The sequence below is a fragment of the Pseudomonas sp. NPDC089395 genome (assembly GCF_044749525.1).
Classification (GTDB): domain Bacteria; phylum Pseudomonadota; class Gammaproteobacteria; order Pseudomonadales; family Pseudomonadaceae; genus Aquipseudomonas.
The window spans coordinates 261,030-278,866 of the sequence record NZ_JBIVID010000001.1 but is presented as its reverse complement, the minus strand read 5'-3'; the positions used below and the strand labels follow the sequence as shown (position 1 = coordinate 278,866).

20 protein-coding genes and 1 pseudogene are annotated in these 17,837 nt (G+C 62.1%); 8 read left to right on the top strand and 13 right to left on the bottom strand.

Annotated elements, in window-relative coordinates:
* Positions 1–10 precede the first annotated feature (10 nt).
* On the top strand, positions 11–883 hold the full coding sequence (locus ACIPZG_RS01300; RefSeq protein ID WP_400709400.1) for a hypothetical protein: 873 nt from the start codon (positions 11–13) through the stop codon (positions 881–883).
* On the opposite strand, the gene ACIPZG_RS01295 is transcribed toward ACIPZG_RS01300, so the two are convergent.
* From ACIPZG_RS01295 to ACIPZG_RS01285, 3 genes are all read right to left on the bottom strand, one after another.
* Positions 862–1,347 carry a nuclear transport factor 2 family protein gene (locus tag ACIPZG_RS01295; RefSeq protein ID WP_400709397.1) on the bottom strand — a complete coding sequence of 162 codons (486 nt, stop codon included), beginning with the start codon at positions 1,345–1,347 and terminating at the stop codon, positions 862–864. The genes ACIPZG_RS01300 and ACIPZG_RS01295 overlap by 22 nt on opposite strands.
* Before the next feature lie 106 nt (positions 1,348–1,453).
* Positions 1,454–2,719, bottom strand: a complete 1,266-nt coding sequence (locus ACIPZG_RS01290; protein WP_400709394.1) for a CynX/NimT family MFS transporter — start codon at positions 2,717–2,719, stop codon at positions 1,454–1,456.
* 13 nt (positions 2,720–2,732) lie between these two features.
* Positions 2,733–3,383 carry a FadR/GntR family transcriptional regulator gene (locus ACIPZG_RS01285; protein WP_400709391.1) on the bottom strand — a complete coding sequence of 217 codons (651 nt, stop codon included), beginning with the start codon at positions 3,381–3,383 and terminating at the stop codon, positions 2,733–2,735.
* A 140-nt stretch (positions 3,384–3,523) separates the two neighbouring features.
* On the opposite strand from ACIPZG_RS01285, the pseudogene ACIPZG_RS01280 reads away from it, so the two are divergent.
* Positions 3,524–4,468 (top strand): annotated as a pseudogene (locus ACIPZG_RS01280) (alkaline phosphatase family protein); the annotation flags it as partial.
* Positions 4,469–4,539: 71 nt separating this feature from the next.
* On the opposite strand, the gene hisC reads toward ACIPZG_RS01280, so the two are convergent.
* From hisC to ACIPZG_RS01230, 10 genes are all read right to left on the bottom strand, one after another.
* Positions 4,540–5,586 carry a histidinol-phosphate transaminase gene (hisC, locus tag ACIPZG_RS01275; RefSeq protein ID WP_400709388.1) on the bottom strand — a complete coding sequence of 349 codons (1,047 nt, stop codon included), beginning with the start codon at positions 5,584–5,586 and terminating at the stop codon, positions 4,540–4,542.
* Between the two features lie 2 nt (positions 5,587–5,588).
* Positions 5,589–6,914, bottom strand: a complete 1,326-nt coding sequence (gene hisD / locus ACIPZG_RS01270) for a histidinol dehydrogenase (protein ID WP_400639141.1) — start codon at positions 6,912–6,914, stop codon at positions 5,589–5,591.
* A 126-nt stretch (positions 6,915–7,040) separates the two neighbouring features.
* Complete coding sequence (gene hisG / locus ACIPZG_RS01265) at positions 7,041–7,676, bottom strand: ATP phosphoribosyltransferase (protein WP_400639140.1); 636 nt, start codon at positions 7,674–7,676, stop codon at positions 7,041–7,043.
* 171 nt (positions 7,677–7,847) lie between these two features.
* Positions 7,848–9,113 carry a UDP-N-acetylglucosamine 1-carboxyvinyltransferase gene (gene murA / locus ACIPZG_RS01260; protein ID WP_008092432.1) on the bottom strand — a complete coding sequence of 422 codons (1,266 nt, stop codon included), beginning with the start codon at positions 9,111–9,113 and terminating at the stop codon, positions 7,848–7,850.
* 23 nt (positions 9,114–9,136) lie between these two features.
* Positions 9,137–9,376, bottom strand: coding sequence for a BolA family protein (locus tag ACIPZG_RS01255; RefSeq protein ID WP_003255121.1), 240 nt, complete (start codon positions 9,374–9,376; stop codon positions 9,137–9,139).
* Positions 9,377–9,495: 119 nt separating this feature from the next.
* Positions 9,496–9,798, bottom strand: coding sequence for a lipid asymmetry maintenance protein MlaB (locus tag ACIPZG_RS01250; RefSeq protein ID WP_400709385.1), 303 nt, complete (start codon positions 9,796–9,798; stop codon positions 9,496–9,498).
* Positions 9,795–10,442 carry a phospholipid-binding protein MlaC gene (locus ACIPZG_RS01245; RefSeq protein ID WP_400709382.1) on the bottom strand — a complete coding sequence of 216 codons (648 nt, stop codon included), beginning with the start codon at positions 10,440–10,442 and terminating at the stop codon, positions 9,795–9,797. The genes ACIPZG_RS01250 and ACIPZG_RS01245 overlap by 4 nt, the downstream gene beginning before the upstream one ends.
* Before the next feature lie 9 nt (positions 10,443–10,451).
* Positions 10,452–10,937 (bottom strand): outer membrane lipid asymmetry maintenance protein MlaD, encoded by a 486-nt coding sequence (gene mlaD / locus ACIPZG_RS01240; protein ID WP_008092458.1) that lies wholly within the window; start codon positions 10,935–10,937, stop codon positions 10,452–10,454.
* Complete coding sequence (gene mlaE / locus ACIPZG_RS01235) at positions 10,937–11,734, bottom strand: lipid asymmetry maintenance ABC transporter permease subunit MlaE (protein ID WP_008092460.1); 798 nt, start codon at positions 11,732–11,734, stop codon at positions 10,937–10,939. The genes mlaD and mlaE overlap by 1 nt, the downstream gene beginning before the upstream one ends.
* Positions 11,734–12,543 (bottom strand): ATP-binding cassette domain-containing protein, encoded by an 810-nt coding sequence (locus tag ACIPZG_RS01230; RefSeq protein WP_008092462.1) that lies wholly within the window; start codon positions 12,541–12,543, stop codon positions 11,734–11,736. The genes mlaE and ACIPZG_RS01230 overlap by 1 nt, the downstream gene beginning before the upstream one ends.
* Before the next feature lie 247 nt (positions 12,544–12,790).
* On the opposite strand from ACIPZG_RS01230, the gene ACIPZG_RS01225 reads away from it, so the two are divergent.
* The 6 genes from ACIPZG_RS01225 (at position 12,791) to ACIPZG_RS01200 (ending at position 17,789) form a co-directional block, all read left to right on the top strand.
* Positions 12,791–13,765 (top strand): KpsF/GutQ family sugar-phosphate isomerase, encoded by a 975-nt coding sequence (locus tag ACIPZG_RS01225; protein WP_400709379.1) that lies wholly within the window; start codon positions 12,791–12,793, stop codon positions 13,763–13,765.
* A 13-nt stretch (positions 13,766–13,778) separates the two neighbouring features.
* A complete protein-coding gene (locus tag ACIPZG_RS01220; protein WP_008092466.1) occupies positions 13,779–14,303 on the top strand; it encodes an HAD family hydrolase in 525 nt (174 codons plus the stop codon).
* An 8-nt stretch (positions 14,304–14,311) separates the two neighbouring features.
* Positions 14,312–14,884: an LPS export ABC transporter periplasmic protein LptC gene (gene lptC, locus ACIPZG_RS01215; protein WP_400709376.1), complete on the top strand. Its 573-nt coding sequence runs from the start codon at positions 14,312–14,314 to the stop codon at positions 14,882–14,884.
* Positions 14,871–15,395, top strand: a complete 525-nt coding sequence (gene lptA / locus ACIPZG_RS01210; protein WP_008092470.1) for a lipopolysaccharide transport periplasmic protein LptA — start codon at positions 14,871–14,873, stop codon at positions 15,393–15,395. Before lptC ends, lptA begins: the two co-directional genes overlap by 14 nt.
* Complete coding sequence (gene lptB / locus ACIPZG_RS01205) at positions 15,396–16,121, top strand: LPS export ABC transporter ATP-binding protein (RefSeq protein ID WP_008092472.1); 726 nt, start codon at positions 15,396–15,398, stop codon at positions 16,119–16,121.
* Positions 16,122–16,295: 174 nt separating this feature from the next.
* The gene (locus ACIPZG_RS01200) at positions 16,296–17,789 is read left to right on the top strand and encodes an RNA polymerase factor sigma-54 (RefSeq protein WP_400709372.1); all 1,494 of its coding nucleotides are present in this window, start codon (positions 16,296–16,298) and stop codon (positions 17,787–17,789) included.
* The last annotated feature ends 48 nt before the right edge of the window (positions 17,790–17,837 follow it).

The following is a 17,837-nucleotide window of genomic DNA, read 5'->3' as shown; positions in this document are numbered from 1 at the left end:
GGGCTTCATCATGTACCGCACACTAGCGCAACTGCTGCTCCTGACAACGTTGTCAGCCCCTGCAAACGGCGCCAATGCATCGATCGGCGCACAGACCGCACAACACCTGCAGCAGAACTACGACGCCACCCCGCAACAATGCCCAGGCAATGCTGTGCCTGCCCATGCCTGTTCCGGCGTGCTGTTGAGGTCGACGCTCCCCTCCCCGAAGTATCACACCTGGCACCACAGCCCGAACTCCAGGGTCAAGGGTGGCGTGTCATTCTCCTACCTGCGCGCCGATATTCCCACTCCCCAACTCGCCGCAGACGGCCGCAGTGGCTTCACCCTGTACCCGTTGCTGCAACGCCCCCAAGGTTCATTGCACTATGAAATGCTGTGCGCCTTCCCTACCGATGGGGATACCTGGGAGCGTGACAGCCGAGGCTGTGGTGACAACCGGCAGAGCGCCGAACGGGAAAAGCCCTGCCACGCGCTAGGCATTACCAAAGCTGAGGATTGGATTGCACAGTACCGGCTCACGGGTGACTACAAGCGCCAATGTGCATTCGATATCCAACGATCGCGGGTACCCGAACGGGCAGATGCGTTTTTCCAGAGCTTGCGCGTCAAGCAACTGTTCGCCGCTGAACTGCCGTTCCCGTGGAACGAAGTGATGATCGGCGCGTGGGACGAGGCGCAATCGAGCAAGCTGCCGATCCAGTCGTTCTTCTACATCGAAGGACCAGACGCCGCACTGGAACAGGCCCAGGCGGACCAACGCGACTGGTATGAGACCAACGACACCTTCATACCGGTCATTCGCATTCGCCTGCCACGCTCACTCGAGGATCGCACAGCCTTCAGCTACCACGATAGCGATCAAGCCGTTGCCGTCCCCTGACGCTGCTGGAAATCGCGCAGGCCTTTGAAGGCCTGCTGACGTACCTTGTTCTGCAGCATGGGCGACCAGCCAAGCAACACACCAGGCATGCCCAGCGCCTGCCGCGACCAGCGCCACAGGTCAAAGCTGTCGTCATGCTCACAGATAAGGCCGTCACGGATGACGAAGCGCGCCTGGATATCGTTGATGACAATGCGGCCCGTCTGGCTGAACAGGTAGGTCGCCACCCAGTGGGCGCAGCCGCTGCCCGCGTCGGCACGGACCTGATCGAAGGTCAGGGAAAACTCCTTGGCCCGGGCGGTGAGCATGCGCCACATGTCACCGGCATCACGCCCACGCAAGGTGCCGAAGACAGGGTCGCTGAAGACGATGTCGTCGCTGTAGCAGGCCACCATCGCCTCGGCATCCAGACGCTGGAAGGCCTGGTAGAAGCGGGTGATCAGGTCACGATTGGCGTCGCTCATGGGCGAGGCCCTCCTGGCGGTTGAAAGCAGCACGATAATCTGCCCCGCATGTGTATGCCAGTACCGGCCCTATCGCCGGCAAGCCGGCGATAGGGCCTGACAGACCTCAGAGTTTTTCGCAAGTCACCTGCACATGCAGCGCCCGCCCAGCCCCAAGCCCGAACACGATGGCCCCCACCCCCAGCACGGCGAAAATCCACCCCACCGCGTCCCAGCCGCCGGTCAAGTCATGCACCAGCCCCACCGCGAACGGCCCCATGGACGCCAGCGTATAACCCACACCCTGCGCCATGCTCGACAGGTTCGCCGCCACATGGGCGTCCTTCGAGCGCAACACGATCAGCGTCAATGCCAGGGCGAAGGTACCGCCCTGCCCCAACCCCAGCAGTACCGCCCAGCCCCACAGCCCTTCGATTGGCGCATACAGGCAACCGAACAGGCCCGCCAGGGTGACCAGCATCACGATCACGATAGCCAGACGCTGGTCCTTGCCCCGCGTCGCCAGCCACGGCGCACTCAGCGAGCTGATCAGCTGCACGATCACCGAGCCGGACAGCACCAGCCCGGCCTCGGTCGGGCTCAGGCCGCGACCGATGAGGATCGACGGCAACCAGCCAAAGACGATATAGGCCAAGGATGACTGCAAGCCCATGTACAGGGTGACTTGCCAGGCCAGCGGATCACGCCACAGCCCGCGCACCCGATAGGCCACCTTGTGCAGGCCATGGCCCTGGCGCGCCTGGGGCAGCCAGACCAGCATCGCCAGCAGCGCCGGCAGCATCCAGAAACCCAGGCCAAGTGCCCAGCTGTCGGCGAAATGCGTGCTCAGCGGCACCGTGGCGCCAGCAGCCATGGCCGCGCCCAGGCACAGGGCCATGGTATAGACCCCGGTCAAGGTCCCGGCATGCTGCGGGAAATCGCGCTTGACGATACCCGGCAACAACACGCCGATGATGCCGATGCTGGCACCAGCCATCAGGCTACCCACGAACACCCCGACCGCGCCCAGCGCACTGCGCACCAGGATGCCCAGGGCCAGGATCAACAAGATGCCAAGGATCACCCGCTCGCTGCCAAAGCGCCGCGCTAGGACCGGCGCCAGCGGTGCGAACAGCCCCAGGCAGAGCACCGGCAGGGTGGTCAGCAGGCCGGCTTGCGAGGCGCTCAAGCCCAAGCCCTCGGACACCTGGCCGAGTACAGGCGCCATGCTCGACAGCGCTGGGCGCAGGTTCAGTGCCACCAGCACCAGCCCCAGCAGCAATAGCCAGGGCCGGCGCAGCACAACAGCCTGTTGCTGCACTTGCTCATCGTCGGCTTCGGCATCGATCAGCAGTTCATCGAGCTCTCGCTCGCGGGTCATTGGTTCAGCCATGGCCTTCTCGTGGTCAGGATTCTATGAGCGTGCGGCTCAGGCGCTTGGCCTGCTCCGCATCGCGTTGTTCGATGGCAGCGAGGATCTGCCCATGCAGGTCGAAAGTCGCCTGGCAGCGTGGCACGGTGGCCATGTTGTGCTGCAACGCCGCGCTGACGACACCCGAGAAATAACGGTACAACTCGCTCAGCGCCGGATTGTGCGCGGCATCGATCAAGCGCTGGTGAAACACCAGATCGCAGCTGACATAGGCATTGACGTCGCCATGAAAGTGCCCCGCGCTGGCCTGCAGGGCTTCACGCAAGCCGCGCAAGTCCTCGTCTGTGCGTCGCAGCGCCGCCAGGCCAATGGCTTCGCTTTCCAGAATGTGCCGGGTTTCCCGAGCCTGCTCGGGCGTACAGCGAGACATGGCCAGCACGGCTTGCAACGGGTCCTGGCAGGTACGCAGGTAACTGCCGTCACCCTGACGGATTTCCACCAGGCCGCTGAATGCCAACACGCGCATGGCTTCGCGCACGGTATTGCGGCTGATGCCCATCTCAACCGCCAGCACAGGCTCGGTCGGCAATCGCTCGCCCACTTGCCAGTCGCCCTGAAGGATGCGTTCGCGCATGCGTTCGACGGCCAGCTCGACCAAGGAACGCCGGGGCAATTCGCTGCTCATGATACTCAACCAATCATCCGATGAATTTGAGAAGCTTACTGAAACACTCCACAGACTTCAATGCAACTGGCATTTCCATCAGTTGCGGCTGCTACGTTTTGTTGTAACCCTCGCGGCTACACACTCAGGGAGACATCGCCATGCGGATGACCAGCTTGCTGGTGGCTTGCCTACTGCTCGCAGCTTGTGGTGCAGAGCCTGCGACCAAGCACCCCAAGACGCTACTGATCGGCATCGATGGCGTTCAGCTTCAGCAATACGAGGCACTGGGTGACGACACTCAGCTCAAGCGGCGCCTGCATTACACCCTGGCCTATACCGGCGGCATCACTGGGCAAGCCAGTGAGCAGGCGACGCTCAGCGGCCCCGGCTGGATGACCTTGCTCACCGGCGTTTGGGCGAACAAGCATGGCGTCACCGCCAATATCGAGTCACAGCGAGTCAACCCTGCATATCCCAGCCTGTTCAAACGGCTGCACCAGGCGCTGCCCAATGCCTATCTGGCCAGCGTGGTGAACTGGTCACCCATCAATACTGCATTCTTGCTTGAGGATGCCCGGGACAACGATGTGCGCGAAAGCGGCTTGAGCGATGAACAGGTGACCGTGCGGGCACTGCAAATCCTCGACAGCCAAGCGGCGGACTTTACCTTCATCCATCTCGATGAACCCGATCAGGTTGGCCACAGCAGCGGCTTCGGCGCAGGTTATCAATTGGCCCTGCGCGAGGCTGACGACCGGGTTGGGCGACTGCTGGACAAGGTCGAGGCACGTGCCAACAAGCAGCCCCAGGAAGATTGGCTGGTGATCGTCAGCACAGACCATGGCCGCGACTCACGGGGCAAAGACCATGGCGGCGCCACGGAGCAGGAAAAGACCGTATTCATTGCCAGCAACAAGGCACTGAACGCAGGGTTGAGCGCTCCCGGTAACGGCGAAGACAACCCTGGTTTCAACGGTCTGTACCGGCATGCCGCGCAAACGTCGGTTGCACCGACCGTGCTGCGACATATGGGGATTGAGCTACTGCCTGAATGGGAACTCGACGGCACGCCGATCGTGGATGAAACGGGCCCACACAACGCAGGTTTGAAGGTGAACGGCAGCGCCGGAAATGGCCACTGAGCATCGGGGCCGCCGGGCGGCCCCGATGACAATCAAGCCAACGCGTCGATCAACGCCTGGTTCATTTCCGGCGTTCCGATGGTGATGCGCAGGAACTGGGCAATGCGCTGCTGCTTGAAGTGGCGCACGATCACCCCCTGTTCACGCAGGCGCGCAGCCAACTGCGCCGCATCCTGCTGCGGATGGCGGGCGAAGATGAAGTTGGCGGCCGACGGCAGCACCTCGAAGCCCTTGGCTGTCAGCTGCTCGACGAGCACCTCGCGGCTCTCGATCACCTGGCGGCAAGTCGCTTCGAAATAGGCCTGGTCTTCGAAGGCCGCAGCGGCGCCAACGATCGCCATGCGGTCCAGCGGGTAGGAGTTGAAGCTGTTCTTGATCCGTTCCAGCGCCTCGATCAGGTCTGGGTGGCCGACCGCCAGGCCAACGCGCAAACCGGCCAGCGAGCGCGATTTCGACAGGGTCTGGGTAACCAGCAGGTTGTCGTAGCGCCCCACCAGGCTGATGGCCGTCTCGCCACCAAAGTCGATGTAGGCTTCGTCCACCACCATCACCGAATCACGGTTGGCCTGCAGCATCTGCTCGATCGCCTGCAGCGGCAACAGGCAACCGGTCGGCGCGTTGGGGTTGGGGAAGATGATGCCGGCGTTGGGCTTGCTGTAGTCCTGCACACGGATCTGGAACTGCTCGTCCAGCGGCACCTGCTCGAACGGGATGCCGTACAGGCCACAGTACACCGGGTAGAAGCTGTAGCTGACGTCCGGGAACAGCAGCGGACCGCCGTGCTGGAACAGGCCGTGGAAGATGTGCGCCAGCACCTCGTCCGAACCGTTGCCGACGAAAACCTGTGCGGGCGTTACATCGTAATACTCGGCCACTGCCTGCTTGAGCCGGTCGCTGTTAGGGTCCGGGTACAGGCGCAGGTTGTCGTTGAGTTCGGCACGCATGGCTTCCAGCGCCTTGGGCGACGGGCCATAGGGGTTCTCGTTGGTGTTCAGCTTGACCAGCCGGGCCAGCTTGGGCTGCTCGCCCGGCACGTAAGGCACCAGGTCCTTGACGAAGGGGCTCCAGAATCGACTCATGCTCAGTTCCCCTTGTCTTGGGTCAGGATACGGTATTCGGCGCTACGGGCGTGGGCGGTCAGCGATTCGCCGCGGGCCAGTACCGAAGCGGTGTGGCCAAGTTCGGATGCGCCCTGCTCGGAGCAGAAGATGATCGACGAACGCTTCTGGAAGTCGTAAACGCCCAGCGGCGACGAGAACCGCGCAGTGCCGGAGGTCGGCAGCACGTGGTTGGGGCCGGCGCAGTAGTCGCCCAGCGCTTCGCTGGTGTGGCGACCCATGAAGATCGCGCCGGCATGGCGGATCTGCGGCAGCCAGGCCTGCGGGTCGGCAACCGACAGCTCCAGGTGCTCGGGAGCGATACGGTTCGCCACCTCGATGGCCTGCTGCATGTCGCGTACCTGAATCAGCGCACCGCGGCCATTGATGGATTTCTCGATGATCTCGGCGCGTTCCATGGTCGGCAGCAACTTGTCGATGCTGGCGGCTACGCGGTCGAGGAATGCCGCATCAGGGCTGACCAGAATGGCCTGGGCATCTTCATCGTGCTCGGCCTGGGAGAACAGGTCCATGGCGATCCAGTCCGGGTCGGTCTGGCCGTCGCACACCACGAGGATTTCCGAAGGGCCGGCGATCATGTCGATACCGACCTGGCCGAACACATGGCGCTTGGCAGTGGCCACGTAGATGTTGCCCGGGCCGACGATCTTGTCCACCTGCGGTACGCTTTCGGTGCCGTAGGCCAGCGCCGCCACTGCCTGGGCACCACCGACGGTGAATACGCGGTCGACACCGGCAATGCAGGCTGCGGCCAGCACCAACTCGTTGATCTCGCCACGCGGGGTCGGCACCACCATCACCACTTCGGTGACGCCAGCGACCTTGGCCGGAATGGCGTTCATCAGCACCGACGACGGGTACGACGCCTTGCCGCCCGGTACGTACAGGCCGGCACGGTCCAACGGGGTGACTTTCTGGCCCAGCACGGTGCCGTCAGCCTCGGTGTACTGCCAGGAGTCCTGCTTCTGCCGCTCGTGGTACATACGCACACGGTCAGCAGCCTTCTCCAGCGCTTCGCGCTGGGTTGGCGTGATTCGAGTCAGGGCCAGCTCCAGGCGCTCGCGACCCAGGATCAGGTCGTCGATGGATTTCGCATCGACACCATCGAAACGCTGGGTGAACTCCACCAGCGCCGCATCGCCACGCTCGCGCACGGCCTTGATGATGTCGAGCACGCGCTGGTTGACCGCGTCATCGGACACACTTTCCCAGCTCAGCAGATGATCCAGATGTCGGGCGAAATCCGGATCAGCAGCGTTGAGACGGGCAATTGCAGTGGACACGGTCATGGCGAGGGCCTCGATTATTAGCGAATGCTCAGGCGCCCTAAGCTACCAGTCCATCCGCGCGGGCACCCGAGAAAAATGGCTATGACGCGGATAGACGGGCGCGACAGCGAAGGTCGCGCACAGAAGTCAACCGCGGTGTCGGGATTCGACCGCTTTGCGCAGGGTGTCGATCAGGCTCTGGATCCGGGCGTGCTGCATCTTCATGGAGGCCTTGTTGACCACCAGGCGCGAGCTGATCGTGGCGATCATTTCCTGGGGTTCCAGGCCGTTGGCGCGCAGGGTGTTGCCGGTGTCGACGACATCGATGATCTTGTCGGCGAGGTTGATCAGCGGTGCCAGCTCCATCGAGCCGTACAGCTTGATGATGTCGACCTGGCGGCCCTGCTCGGCATAGTAACGCTTGGCTACGTTGACGAACTTGGTGGCCACGCGCAGGCGACCCTTGGGCTCCGGTGCACCGACCACGCCAGCGGTCATCAGTTTGCAGCGGGCGATCTGCAGGTCCAGCGGCTCGTACAAGCCCTGACCGCCGTACTCCATCAGCACGTCCTTGCCGGCCACGCCGAGGTCGGCGGCCCCATGCTCGACATAGGTCGGCACATCGGTGGCGCGCACGATCAGCAGGCGCACGTCTTCCTGCGTGGTGGGGATGATCAGCTTGCGGCTCTTGTCCGGATTCTCGGTCGGCACGATACCGGCCTCGGCCAGCAACGGCAGGGTATCGTCGAGGATGCGGCCTTTGGAAAGCGCGATGGTCAACATTGGAACGTCGGTCCTTAAGCGGCTACTGCCAGCCGGGCCTGGGCCCGGCCGCATTCAATTCGTGTGTGGAAGCGGGCTTGCCCCGCGAACACCGGCAAAGCCGGTGCCATGCGCAGCGGTGGATGCTTCGCGGGGCAAGCCCGCTCCCACACCCTGCTCCCAGGCAGATGACTAGCCCGGTACGCGACGGATCTTCGCGCCCAGCATCTGCAGTTTTTCTTCGATGCACTCGTAGCCACGGTCGATGTGGTAGATGCGATCGATGAGGGTATCGCCTTCGGCGACCAGCGCCGACAGCACCAGGCTGGCGGAAGCACGCAGGTCGGTGGCCATCACCGGAGCGCCCTTGAGCGTCGGTACGCCAGTAACGATGGCGGTGTTGCCCTCGACCTGGATCTGCGCGCCCATGCGGTGCATTTCGTACACGTGCATGAAACGGTTCTCGAAGATCGTCTCGATGACCGCACCAGTGCCTTCGGCAATGGCGTTGAGCGAGATGAACTGCGCCTGCATGTCGGTCGGGAACGCCGGGTACGGAGCAGTACGCAGGTTGACGGCTTTAGGCCGCTTGCCGTGCATGTCCAGCTCGATCCAGTCTTCACCGGTGGTGATGTCGGCACCCGCTTCCTTGAGCTTCTCCAGCACCGCTTCGAGGATGGTCGGATCAGTGTCCTTGACCTTGACGCGACCACCGGTCACGGCAGCGGCAACCAGGTAGGTACCGGTCTCGATACGGTCTGGCATGACGCGATAGTTGGCAGAGTCCAGGCGCTCCACGCCATCGATGGTGATGGTGTCGGTGCCAGCGCCCTGAACCTTGCCGCCCATGGCGTTGATGAAGTTGGCCAGGTCGACCACTTCCGGCTCGCGCGCGGCGTTTTGCAGGACGCTGCGGCCCTTGGCCAGGGCAGCGGCCATCATGATGTTCTCGGTACCGGTCACGCTGACGGTATCGAAGAAGAAGTGCGCGCCACGCAGGCCGCCTTCAGGCGCCTCGGCCTTGATATAGCCGCCTTCCACTTCGATCTTCGCACCCATGGCCTCAAGGCCGCGGATGTGCAGGTCGACTGGACGCGAACCGATGGCGCAGCCACCCGGCAGGGCGACTTCGGCCTTGCCGAAGCGCGCGACCATGGGGCCAAGCACCAGGATCGAGGCGCGCATGGTCTTGACCAGCTCGTAAGGCGCGACCAGGGTCTTGATGGTGCGCGGATCGATCTCCACGGCCAGCTTTTCGTCGATCACAGGCTCGATGCCCATGCGCCCGAACAGCTCGATCATGGTGGTGATGTCATGCAGGTGTGGCAGGTTGCCCACGGTGACCGGGCCATCGGCCAGCAGGGTCGCCGCCAGAATCGGCAGGGCCGCGTTCTTCGCGCCCGAAATGCGGATCTCGCCATCGAGGCGAGCACCGCCAGTAATAATCAGTTTGTCCATTGGAGTCTCGCCGCCAAGTTGGCTCAGGTGCGCTCAGCCCAGGCTGCGCTGCTGAAAAATTTCATGGTTACCGCATGGATGCTGCCATTGGCGATCCAGGGATTCAGGTGAGCATAGATTGCCTGCTGGCGCTTGACCGGGCTCAGGCCAGCCAATTCGTCGCTGATCACGTTCAACTGGAAGTTGCAGCCTTCGCCTTCAACTTCGACCCGGGATCCCGGCAATTTCTCTTCAAGGAAGCTCTTAACTTCTACGGCCTGCATGCTCAACCTCAATCGGCGCCCGATGCGCACGGGTCGGCCATCATACAAAAAAGCCCCTCGCCTGCGAAGCCCACTGAGTGAGCGCGCTGACCGAGGGGCCCTCCATCAGTGACGAGCCATCAGCTCGCCAGTACTTCGTCGAGGTCATAGACCTCGGCAATTTCCCGCATGTCTTCCGGCATGCCACGTACTTCGCAAGCCTTGCCAGCGGCCTGGGCGTCACGCATGAACGCCAGCAGCAACGACAGGCCGACGCTGGACGACTTCTCGACCGACGAACAGTCAAGCACCAGCTGCGTCTCGCGGGCTGCGGCGATCAGCGCCTTGCCCTGCTTGCGCAAGACCGGGCCGCTGCGGTAGTCCAGCACGCCGGCCAGGCGCAGCACGCCCGGCTCGACCATGCTCACGCCGGCCTCGCTCATTTCACTTCCTTGTCAGGAGAGGTTTCGGCGGTTTGCTTGGCCTTGGCCACTTCGCCGGCCCAGCCGTCGATGGTCTTGTCCAGGTTGTTGCCGTTGCGCTGCATGGCGTCGGCGAATTGATCACGGAACAGCTTGCCGACATTGATACCGTTGACGATGACGTTACGGACCTTCCACTCGCCGCTGAGGTTCTCGAGGGTGTATTGCACCGGGTACACGGCACCGTTGTTGCCGGTGACCTTCATGCCGACGCTGGCGCGCTTGCCGTCATCAGCCTTGGCCGGATCGACGACGATGCCCTGGTTGTTGTACTCGAGCAGGGCGTTGCCATAGAACTGCATCAGGCTGCGCTTGAAGTTTTCCTGGAAGCGCTGCATCTGCTCAGGGGTGGCCTTGCGCGAGTACTTGACGGTCATGATGCTCTTGGAAATGCCATCGGCATCGACCACCGGGCCCAGGATGCGGTTGAGCGCATCGTAGAAGGCGTTGGGGTTGGTCTTGTACTGCTCCTTGTTGGCCTTGAGATCGCTCAGCAGTTCATTGGTGGTGCTCTGCACTACCTCATGGGGTGTTTGCGCTGCCAGGGTCAGCAGGGGGAAAGCTGCCAGCAGGACCAGCAGGCCACGTCGCAAGATCGAAATCATGGAAACTCCTTAATTAGCCGGTTGCGCTTCTTTCGGTTCCTTGCCAACGGAGTTGAGCAGGAACTTGCCAATCAGATCTTCCAGCACCAGGGCCGACTGGGTGTCATGGATGGTTGCACCTTCCTTGAGCACTTCTTCTTCGCCGCCGACACTGATGCCGATGTATTTCTCGCCAAGCAAACCGGCGGTCAGGATCGAGGCAGTGGAGTCGGTCGGCAGGTTGTCGACCGTTTTGTCCAGCTGCAGCGTCACCCGACCGGTGTAGGAATCACGGTCCAGATCGATGGCGGTGACCTTGCCGATCGTCACACCGGCCATGGTCACTTTAGCTCTGACCGTCAAACCGGCAATATTGTCGAAGTACGCATAAACTTTATAGGTATCGCTGCTCGGGCTGGCCGACAGCCCGCTGACTCGCAGGGCCAGCAGCAGCAACGCCAGGATCCCGGCCAGCAGGAACAGGCCGACACCGATTTCCAGGGTGCGGTTTTGCATCAGAAATCTCCAAACATCAAGGCGGTCAGAATAAAGTCCAGACCCAGTACTGCCAATGAGGCATAGACCACGGTCTTGGTGGTGGCACGGCTGATCCCTTCTGAGGTGGGCTCACAGTCGTACCCCTGGAATACGGCGATCCAGGTCGTGACGAAGGCGAACACCAGGCTCTTGGCCAGCCCGTTGAGCACGTCGTCGGTAAAGGAAACACTGTTCTGCATGTTCGCCCAGAACGAGCCTTCGTAGACGCCCAGCCAGTCCACCGCGACCCACGAACCACCCCAGATGCCAACCACGCTGAAGATCAGCGCCAGCAACGGCAAGGAAATGAAGCCGGCCCACAAGCGCGGTGCGACGATGTACTTGAGCGGGTCGACGCCGATCATCTCAAGGCTCGACAGCTGCTCGGTGGACTTCATGTTGCCGATCTCGGCCGTCAGTGCCGAACCTGCCCGGCCGGCGAACAGCAGCGCGGTGACCACTGGCCCCAGTTCGCGCAGCAGGGTCAGGGCGACCATCTGCCCGACCGCCTGCTCGGAACCGTACTTGGTGAGGATACTGTAGCCCTGCAGGGCCAGCACCATACCAATGAACACACCGGACACGACCACAATCGCCAGCGACAGCACGCCCACCGAATACAACTGCTTGGTCAGCAGTTGGAAACCGCCACCGATGCCGCCACGGCCGACCAACGCATGGAACAGGAACAGGCAGGAGCGCCCGAGCACCGCCAGCACGTCGATAGCCGAGCGGCCCAGCAGGCGAATTCGTTCCAGTAAGGATTTTCTACGCATCAACGCGCCCCCAACAGATCGGCGCGGTAGTCAGGCGCAGGAAAATGGAACGGCACCGGGCCATCCGGGTCGCCTTTCATGAACTGGCGAATGCGCGGATTGTCCGACCCCATCAGCTCATCAGGAGTACCTTGGCCCAGCACCTGCCCATCACCGACCACGTAGATGTAGTCGGCGATGCTGGCGGTTTCGGCCAGGTCATGGGACACCACGATGCTGGTGATGCCCAGCGCATCGTTGAGCAGACGGATCAGGCGCACCAGCACGCCCATCGCGATCGGGTCCTGGCCGACGAACGGTTCGTCGTACATGAGGATCTGTGGATCGAGCGCAATTGCCCTGGCCAGTGCCACCCGGCGCTTCATCCCACCGGACAATTCGTCGGGCATCAGGTCGATGGCACCGCGCAGGCCCACGGCCTGCAGCTTCATCAGGACGATGTCACGGATCATCTCGTCCGACAGCTGCGTATGCACACGCAACGGGAAGGCGACGTTCTCGAACACATCGAGGTCAGTGAACAGCGCGCCGCTCTGGAACAGCACACCCATCTGCTTGCGTGCGTCGAACAGGTCGCTGCGCGAGAGGCTCGGCAGGTTCTGCCCGGCCACCCACACTTCGCCGCTGGCCGGGCGCAGTTGCGCGCCCATCAGGCGCAGCAGCGTAGTCTTGCCGCAACCCGACGGCCCCATGATGCCGGTGACCTTGCCACGCGGAATGCGTATGTCGACATTGCTGAAAATGCTGCGCGAACCGCGCTTGAAGGTGACACCCTTCAACTCGACCGCGTAGGCGCTATCCACACTCATCTAGACTCCTTGCTAGTGCAGCCTCGTCCTTATGGACGCCGGCCCCCATCAGGAAGGCACACGCGCCCCTGGCAGGCCGAATAGCGGCGAACTATAGCACCGGTAACAGGGCGGCCCCAAGGCCATGGAACGAGTCGTTCAGGCCAATGACAGTCTTTGCCGACATTTCCGATGGCAATCGAAAGGATGAGGCTTTCTTCCATTGCGGCTATAATCGCCGCCTTTTCATCAGGCATCGTTTTTCAACATGAGCCAATCCAGCGAGTTGATCCAATCCGCACAGCGAACACTGCGCCTTGAACTCGAGGCCGTAGAAGGCCTGATGGCCCGTATCGACGCCAACTTCGTCAAGGCTTGCGAACTGATCCTGGCGAGCAAGGGCCGCGTCGTGGTGGTCGGCATGGGCAAGTCTGGGCATATCGGCAACAAGATCGCCGCGACCTTGGCCAGCACCGGCACACCCGCATTCTTCGTGCACCCGGCCGAAGCCAGCCATGGCGACATGGGCATGATCACTCGCGACGATGTCATTCTCGCCCTTTCCAACTCGGGCAGTACTGCCGAGATCGTCACCCTGTTGCCGTTGATCAAGCGCCTGGGCATCCAGCTGATCAGCCTGACCGGCAATCCGGATTCGCCTTTGGCCCAAGCCGCCGAGGTCAACCTCGACGCCCGTGTCGCCCAGGAGGCCTGCCCGCTGAACCTGGCGCCCACCTCGTCCACCACCGCAGCACTGGTGCTGGGCGACGCCCTGGCCATCGCACTGCTCGAAGCCCGTGGCTTCACCGCCGAGGACTTCGCCTTCTCGCACCCAGGCGGAGCCTTGGGCCGACGCCTGCTGCTCAAGGTCGAGAACGTCATGCACGCGGGCGACGAGCTGCCACAGGTGCAACGCGGCACGCTGCTCAAGGACGCGCTCCTGGAAATGTCCCGCAAGGGCCTGGGCATGACCGTGGTCCTGGAAGCGGATGGCAAGCTGGCCGGGATCTTCACCGACGGCGACTTGCGCCGCAGCCTGGATCGCAGCATCGACATTCACACCACCTTGATCGACCAAGTGATGACCGTGCACGGCAAGACCGCACGCGCCGAAATGCTCGCGGCCGAGGCGCTCAAGATCATGGAAGACCACAAGATCAACGCCCTGGTGGTCGTCGACAAGGACGACCGTCCTACCGGCGCCCTGAACATGCACGACCTGCTGCGCGCAGGCGTGATGTAAAGGAGAACTCGTAATGACCCAAGATCTGCTGCAACGCGGCAAAGCCATCAAGCTCGCCGTATTCGATGTCGACGGCGTGCTCACCGACGGACGGCTGTACTTTCTCGAGGACGGCAGCGAGTTCAAGACCTTCAATACCCTCGATGGCCACGGCATCAAGATGCTCATGGCCGCGGGCGTAACCACGGCCATCATCAGCGGACGCAAGACCCCGGTCGTCGAGCGTCGAGCGAAAAACCTCGGCATCCCGCACCTGTTCCAGGGCCGCGAGGACAAATTGGTAGTGCTCGACGGCCTGCTCGCCGAACTGGGCCTAAGCTATGAACAGGTTGCCTATCTGGGCGATGACCTGCCAGACCTGCCGGTGATTCGCCGAGTGGGCCTGGGCATGGCGGTCGCCAATGCCGCGCCATTCGTTCGCCAGCACGCCCACGGCGTGACCCAGGCGCGCGGCGGCGAAGGTGCCGCCCGCGAGTTCTGCGAACTGATCATGCAGGCCCAGGGCACCCTGGACGCTGCCAATGCCAATTACCTTTAAGGCCGAACATGTTCAGCAAGAAAGCCCGCAATATTGTGCTGCTCGCGCTGATCGCTGCCCTGCTGGTGGCGATCGGGTACTGGAATGTCAGCCCTGAAAGCTTCCTCGACCAGCCCGTGGCGCAGGTTGATGAAAGCGCCATCGACTATTACGCGATCAACGCCCATAGCCTGCAGTTTCTTCCCGATGGCAAGCTGCAGTACGAAATGACCGCCGACAAAGTCGAACACCTCAAGGCCAGCGAAGTCACACTGGTGACCACGCCCGACCTGCACATGTACCGCGGTACCGAGTACCCGTGGCACGTGCAGAGCGTACGCGCCGAGGTCAACCCCGACGGCAGCGAAGTCGAACTGATTGACAAGGTGCGTGTCGCACGCACTGACGAAAAACAGCGCGAAACCATCATTACCAGCTCGCGCATGACCGTATTCCCACAGAAGCAATATGCGCAGACCGAGCAAGCCGTTAGAATCGACGGCGCCGGTGGCACGACCACGGGCAAGGGAATGAAAGCGTATTTGAAAGAAGGCAGGATGGACCTGCTCTCTAACGTAAGAGGACAGTATGAGGCTCGTTAAAACCCTCCCCCTTTTGCTCAGCCTGAGCGCAGCACTGGGAAGCGCGAGCGCCTTCGCCCTGCCGACCGACCGTGACCAGCCTATCCGCATCCAGGCCGACAACGCGCACCTGGACGACAAGCAAGGCGTGGCCACCTACACCGGTGACGTGATCATCACCCAAGGCTCGATGATGATCAAAGGCAACACCGTGACCATGACCCGCGCCGCCAACGGCGACATCGATGTGGTGACCTCGGTGGGCAACCTGGCCTACTTCGAGCAACAGCAGAGCACCGCCAAGCCTGACAAGATGAAGGGCTGGGCCGTGACCATCCAGTACCAGGCACAGAAAGACACGGTGATCCTCACCGACCGTGCCAAGGTCGAGAACGAAGGCAACACCACCGAAGGCGAGAAGATCGTCTACAACACCAAGTCCCAGGTTGCGACCGCCGGTCGCGGTGGCAACGTGACTCAACCACGTCAGCGCATCGACATGGTGATCCAGCCGAAGAAGAAGGCCGAGTAAATGGCAACCCTCAAAGCCCAGCACCTGGCCAAGAGCTACAAAAGCCGGCAAGTCGTGCGCGACGTCAGCCTGTCGATCGACAGCGGCCAGATCGTCGGCCTGCTCGGCCCCAACGGCGCCGGCAAGACCACCTGCTTCTACATGATCGTCGGCCTGGTCCAGGCCGATCAGGGCCGGGTTCTGATCGACAACCTCGATGTCAGCCATCAGCCGATGCACGGCCGTGCCCGCGCCGGTATCGGCTATCTGCCGCAGGAAGCTTCTATCTTCCGCAAACTGTCAGTGGCCGACAACATCATGGCGATCCTCGAAACGCGCAAGGACATCGACCGTGACGGCCGGCGCAAGGAGCTGGAAAGCCTGCTGCAGGAGTTCCATATCAGCCATATCCGCGACAACCTCGGCATGAGCCTGTCTGGTGGCGAACGCCGCCGCGTCGAGATTGCCCGCGCACTGGCGACCGCACCGAAGTTCATCCTGCTGGACGAACCCTTTGCCGGCGTCGACCCGATTTCCGTTGGCGACATCAAGCAGATCATCTACCACCTCAAGGCTAAGGGCATCGGTGTACTGATCACCGACCACAACGTCCGCGAGACCCTGGATATCTGTGAAACCGCCTACATCGTCAACGATGGCCAGCTGATCGCCGAGGGCGATGCCGAGACCATCCTGGCCAACGACCTGGTCAAGGAAGTTTACCTGGGTCACGAGTTCCGACTCTGAGCCCAGATGTGCCTGGAGCACTGGCAAACCGCTCCTGACGGGGCTTAAGTTGTTACAGCGCTCTAGGCAAACGCTACAATTTAAGGCATAAAACTTGCTTGAATTAGGCGCTCCGGCGCCCTCATGTAGTGGATGGCGCATGCGCGCCGGCGAACAAGGTATTTAGCCCCAGCCATGAAACCATCGCTCGTCCTAAAAATGGGCCAGCAACTGACGATGACTCCTCAGTTGCAACAGGCCATCCGCCTCCTCCAGCTTTCCACCCTGGACCTGCAGCAGGAAATCCAGGAAGCGCTGGAGTCCAATCCGATGCTCGAACGTCAGGAAGACGGCGAAGACTTCGACAACAGTGACCCGATGGCGGACAACGCCGAAAACAAGCCGGTTACCGAAGTCCAGGACAACAGCTTCCAGGAAAGCACCAGCAGTGCCGAAAACCTGGAGGACGGTGAGTGGAACGAACGAATCCCCAACGAGCTTCCGGTCGATACCGCCTGGGAAGACATCTACCAGACCAGCGCCAGCAGCCTGCCGAGCAACGATGACGACGAGTGGGACTTCACCACCCGCACATCGGCCGGCGAGAGCCTGCAGAGCCACCTGTTGTGGCAACTGAACCTGGCACCGATGTCCGATACCGATCGCCTGATCGCCGTCACCCTGATCGACAGCATCAACGGCCAGGGCTACCTGGAAGACACGCTCGAAGAGATTTGCGCAGGCTTCGACCCGGAACTGGATATCGAACTCGACGAGATCGAAGCTGTGCTGCACCGCATCCAGCAGTTCGAACCTGCCGGCGTCGGCGCCCGCTGCCTCGGCGAATGCCTGCTGCTGCAGCTGCGCCAGCTACCCTCCAGCACACCCTGGATGAGCGAAGCCCAGCGCCTGGTCAGCGATTTCATCGACCTGCTCGGCAGCCGCGACTACAGCCAGCTGATGCGCCGCATGAAGCTCAAGGAAGACGAACTGCGTCAGGTGATCGAGCTGGTGCAGAGCCTCAACCCGCGCCCGGGTTCGCAGATCGAGTCCAGCGAACCTGAATACGTGGTGCCTGATGTGATCGTGCGCAAGGACAGCGAGCGTTGGCTGGTCGAGCTGAACCAGGAAGCGATCCCGCGCCTGCGGGTCAACCCGCAGTATGCCGGCTTCGTCCGCCGCGCCGACACCAGCGCCGACAACACCTTCATGCGCAACCAGCTTCAGGAGGCACGCTGGTTCATCAAGAGCCTGCAGAGCCGCAATGAAACACTGATGAAGGTGGCCACCCAGATCGTCGAGCACCAGCGTGGTTTCCTCGACCACGGTGACGAAGCGATGAAGCCGCTGGTACTGCACGATATCGCCGAAGCGGTAGGCATGCACGAGTCGACCATTTCGCGTGTCACCACGCAGAAATACATGCACACGCCTCGCGGCATCTACGAACTGAAATACTTTTTCTCGAGCCACGTCAGCACCGCCGAAGGCGGAGAATGCTCGTCCACGGCGATCCGCGCGATCATCAAGAAACTGGTTGCGGCGGAAAATCAGAAAAAGCCATTGAGTGACAGCAAGATCGCTGGTTTACTGGAGGCACAAGGCATCCAGGTAGCCCGTCGCACCGTCGCCAAGTATCGCGAGTCCCTCGGCATCGCACCGTCGAGCGAGCGCAAGCGACTGATGTAGCCCCTGGGTGTGCCACAGCGTTTGTGGGGCAGGTGCAATACCTGCCTC